Consider the following 4380-nt stretch of genomic DNA (forward strand, 5'->3'; position numbering starts at 1 on the left):
ATCCGGGTCCGCGCCGCCACGATCCCGAAGGTCGGCATCGAGGAGTACGAGAAGGCAGCCGGGTGGCTGGCCGACTCCTGGGGCTGCCAGACGGTCGAGGTCCAGCGCGTCGCCCCCGGTGTGGTCGAGCTTCGCGGCCTCGTCGGCAACCCGCTGGACGAGCACTTCCCGTACGCCTTCCCGGCCGGGGACGACTGGGTGCTCCCGCTCGGCCGCAACCCCTGGGCCCGCGACCTCGTCATCCCGCTCCGAGAGCTGTCCGGCATCAAGGTGGCCGGCATGCCGGGCTACGGCAAAACCATGCTCATGCTCGGCTGGTTCGCCTCCCTCGCTCGGCGGCCCGAGGTCCAGTTCGCCGTGTTCGACGGCAAGACCAGCGACCCCCGATACGGCGACTGGGGAGAGGTCGGCCAGCGGGCCATGTTCATCGTCGGGGACAACCCCGAGACCGCCCATCAGCGCCTGACCGAACTCGTCCGGCTGATCAAGGACCGGCCCTCACAGCTCGTGGCCGAACGAGGGACGCACAAGTTCTGGAAGGCCGGACCGACCGTCACGATCCCGCTGGTCCTGGTGCTCATGGACGAGTGCCACAACTACATCGACGCGGCCGGGCTCAAGGGCAAGGACAAGGAACTCATCGAGGCCAACCAGCGGCTCATGCGGACGGTCGCCAAGGAAGGTCGCGGCCTCGGCGTGATCCCCGTCGTCGGCACCCAGAAGCAGACCTCGGACGCGATCCCGACCGCCGTCCGCGACAACCTCGAAGTCGGCGTCTGCTTCGCCACCTTCACCATCGACGGGGCAGAGGCCGCGCTGGGCAACGGCATCCGCAAGGACGAGGAGAACCAGCCCACGACCCTGATCGACAAGGAACGCTTCGCCGGGGTCTGCGTCGTCACCGGGGTGCCCGGACTCTCCGGCCGCTACGACCGCGTCCGGGTGGGCGACATCGACGAGGCCGCCATGCTCCAGCTCGTCGCCGCGTCCATCGGCTACCGCGCCGACGTCATTCCCGCGGCTGCCCCCACCGTCCGAGACGTCTCCGCCGATTCGGCCGGCACAACCGTGCCGCTCCAGAAGGAAGCCCCGAAGACGACCCGTAGGAGGAAGGCGTCATGACCGCGTACGAGCCCCCGCCCGTCTACACCCCGACCCCGATCCACATCGGCCCCGGACAGGCCCTCAGCGCCCCTCAGAGCCTCCAGCAGCCCCCGGCCTACGTCGTGGTCCAGCAGGCTGCCCCCGCGCCCTCCTGGCTCCGTCAGCACTCCGGACAGCTCATCGCCGGGGCCGGGGCCGGGGTCCTGGTCGTCGCCCTCCTCCTGGCCGTCGCCGTCGTCGCGGTGGCGGTCGGGATCGCAGCCATCTCGGCGGCCATCGGCTGGCTCGTCATCAAGAGCCTGATGGGCCAGCAGAACGCGAAGTGACCGCCCGGCGTGTTCGTATCACGCCGGTCGGCCACTGAGGACAGGATCGCACGAGAGACGCAAAGGGGGCCCGAAAGCGCTGGTGACGCTTCGGGCCCCTTGGTCTCCGCCCCGCCTCTGACAGCACGAACGGAGAACGTCCATGGACAGCGTAGGGCAGACCGCCGACACCGGTCGAGACGACCAGGCCGGTGTGATCGAGGCCGAAGAGCTGATCACGGAACAGGTCCGCAGGACCCTCACGGCCACGGCCGGTCGCCAGGTCTCCCGGCAGCCCCGGGCCGAAGGCAGGAGGGGCAGCCGGGCCGCCTCTGGCGGCCTGGCGGACGGCCCTTCTAGGTACAACGCGAATAATGTTTCCCACATCCAAGAACTTCCCAGCTCAGAGGCCGAATCGGCCGTTCGGCAGGATCGCCGTGGGAAGCGCTTCGCACAGCGGCAAGTCCTCTGGGGGATCACCACGATCCCGCGCGTCAAGAAGTGCGGCCGGACCACCAACGGGAACGTCGGCGACGGCCTGGCGGCGGTCGTCGTCAACGCTGGCGTCGCCCACTGGTCCGGCTTCTGCTCCTGCGGCTCCATCTGGGCCTGCCCGGTGTGCTCGGCCAAGATCCGGGCCACCCGCGCCGACGAGATCGCACGCGCCGTCGCCCGGCACATGGCCGACGGCGGAACGGCCTGGATGGTCACCCTGACGGCCCGTCACAAGAAGCATCACGATCTTGCCGACCTCTTCGACGCGGTCGCCAACGGATGGCGTCAGCTCATGTCCGGCCGGGCCTGGGCCGGTGACCCGAAGCGGGGAGTGTTCGGAGAACGCGACCGGCTCGGAGTCCGGGGCAATATCCGCTCGCTCGAAATCACCTACGGAACCCGCAACGGCTGGCATCCGCACCTGCATGTCGTCCTCCTCCTCAACGAGGAAACCGGCCCCGAACTCGCCTACGCAATTCACCGGTGGGACAAGGTTTGGCGGGCCTGGATGAAGAAGAAGGGATACGAGCCGAGCAAGGAACACGGTGTCAACTGGTCCAAGGTCACCACCCCGGAAGAGGCAGGTGAATATATCGCCAAGGTCCAGGAAGGCAAAGGCCACCTCGGCAACGAAATGGCCCGTGGCGACATGAAGGCCGGACGCCTCGGAACCCTCGCCCCGTTCGAGATGCTGGAATACCTGCGCGTCACCGGAGACGCCGCCGTCGTCCCGGTCTGGCACGAGTACGAGAAGGCGACCTTCCGGCGACGAGCGATCACATGGTCACGCGGCCTGCGGGCCCAACTCCTCGATGACGAACCGGAGTTGACCGACGAAGAGGTCGCGGCCGAAGAGGTCGGCGGGGAGACGTGGGCACTTCTGCCGGCCGAATCGCTCCGGGCCATGCGACGGGTGCCGGGCCTCCAGGCCGCCATCCTCGACGCTGCCGAGAACGGCGGATTCGCAGAGCTGGTCAACCTTCTGACTGCCTACCACCTGGTCTACGAGAAGGGCCCCGACGCTCCCGCAGGATGACCAACTTCCTAGGGGTTGGGAAAGTGTTTGCCGAAAGGTGATCTGCGGGGCGGGATCATGAAAAGGGGCCATTACACTTGTACCAATGGAGAGGGCTGGAAAGCCCTCACCGCGTAAGTGGGCACTCGGCCCCTTTTCTTGATCCCGGAGGGGCCCCGCTGATCAGCTTTCGGTAAAGACTTTCTCAGGCCCGGTCCCACCAAAAAGGCCCCCGCCCAATTCGGACGGGGGCCTAATTGACTTTCATCAGCCATCCTGTTTCCTCCGCTTGTACAGGGCCGCAGTCGAGACCTTCGCCGCCCGCGAAACCTCAGTCGGAGAAAGGCACTTGGATTCCAGGGCCTCATCCGACAGGGTTCGTTCCAGTGATCGACTCTCCTCCCGGATGTCAGAGGCAGCACGGAGGATCGTCCGGTACCACTCCGCCGCGTCCGGCCGGTTCGCCTGATCCGCCGTCAGCCCGTACACCGCCAGGTCCCGGAGACGTTCGAGCTGCCGTTTGGCCTGATCAGCAGTCTTCTTCGGTACGGCCGACATAGGGAACTCCTCCATGCAATCCACAAACCAGTTGACAATCCCCGTTGACTGGGTTCAGGGTAGAGCACAGCACAGCACGTAGTCACCCACTCGTCACATGACGACACGTCAGAAAGAGGCCCCCATGCCCGCGATCTTCTTCGTTGACCAGGCCAAGAGCTTCAACATGCTGATGTTCCTCAGCAGCTCCCCGAAGACCGTCTTCGGCAACAACGACAAGCAGGACACGACCAAGGACGGCATCCCGAAGTGGGAGGTCCAGGTCGTCGCCACCTTCCAGCAGTTCGGCCGCGTCGAGAACGAGATCCTCAAGATCGGCATCGCGTCCCACCAGGACCCCGCCCAGACCCTCGGCGGCCCGACCCCCGTCGAGCTCGTCGGCTTCCGTGTGGGCGTCAGCCCCGCCGAGAAGCGGACCGACAAGAACGGCAACGAGCGGATCGTGGGCGGCACGGCCTGGTACCAGGCCGACGAGGTCCGCGCCATCTCCGCCGTCCCGTCCGGCCGGAAGTCGGAGGGCTGACCGTGACCTCCTCCGTCTTGGACGGGCTGAACGCGGCCCCCCTGATCGCCCTGGTTGCCCTCGTGGCCCTGGTCGGCTGGGGGGCCGCTCGGCTCCTGATCACCACCTACCGCTACCTCCGCGCAACCCCGCTCCAGCGGCGCCGGATGCGGCACGCCTGGCGGATCTCGCTCCGGTGGAAGCGCCTCGCCCCCAACCTCGGCCTCGCCCGCGTGGACGAGAACACCAAGGGCCGCAAGGGCATGGACGGCAAGCCGGTCAAGCCGATCACCGTCGTCCCGAAGATCCGGACCAGATCCAGATCCCGGTCCACATCCCGATCAACGTCTGCGGCAACTCGATCAACATCATCGGGCTGCTCAACCCGGCCTTCGGCAACA

5 protein-coding genes and 1 pseudogene are annotated in these 4380 nt (G+C 67.1%); 5 read left to right on the forward strand and 1 reads right to left on the reverse strand.

Translation table 11 applies throughout. The annotated features are described in order from the left end of the window. From ACFVFS_RS40605 to ACFVFS_RS40615, 3 genes are all read left to right on the forward strand, one after another. A partial coding sequence (locus ACFVFS_RS40605; RefSeq protein ID WP_380630148.1) for a hypothetical protein occupies positions 1 to 1122 on the forward strand: 1122 nt, incomplete at its 5' end. Then, positions 1119 to 1430 (forward strand): hypothetical protein, encoded by a 312-nt coding sequence (locus ACFVFS_RS40610; protein WP_376947934.1) that lies wholly within the window; start codon positions 1119 to 1121, stop codon positions 1428 to 1430. The genes ACFVFS_RS40605 and ACFVFS_RS40610, both read left to right, overlap by 4 nt. Positions 1431 to 1572: 142 nt before the next feature. Next, on the forward strand, positions 1573 to 2940 hold the full coding sequence (locus ACFVFS_RS40615) for a protein rep (protein ID WP_376947936.1): 1368 nt from the start codon (positions 1573 to 1575) through the stop codon (positions 2938 to 2940). Positions 2941 to 3186: 246 nt separating this feature from the next. Here ACFVFS_RS40615 and ACFVFS_RS40620 read toward each other — a convergent pair whose 3' ends face one another. Further along, positions 3187 to 3477 (reverse strand): hypothetical protein, encoded by a 291-nt coding sequence (locus tag ACFVFS_RS40620; RefSeq protein ID WP_376947939.1) that lies wholly within the window; start codon positions 3475 to 3477, stop codon positions 3187 to 3189. A gap of 124 nt (positions 3478 to 3601) precedes the next feature. Here ACFVFS_RS40620 and ACFVFS_RS40625 point away from each other — a divergent pair, with 124 nt between their 5' ends. Continuing rightward, a complete protein-coding gene (locus ACFVFS_RS40625) occupies positions 3602 to 4000 on the forward strand; it encodes a hypothetical protein (protein ID WP_376947983.1) in 399 nt (132 codons plus the stop codon). Positions 4001 to 4295: 295 nt separating this feature from the next. Next, positions 4296 to 4380: pseudogene (locus ACFVFS_RS40630) on the forward strand (chaplin); the annotation flags it as partial.

The organism is Kitasatospora sp. NPDC057692, from assembly GCF_042799475.1.
Taxonomy (GTDB): domain Bacteria; phylum Actinomycetota; class Actinomycetes; order Streptomycetales; family Streptomycetaceae; genus Kitasatospora.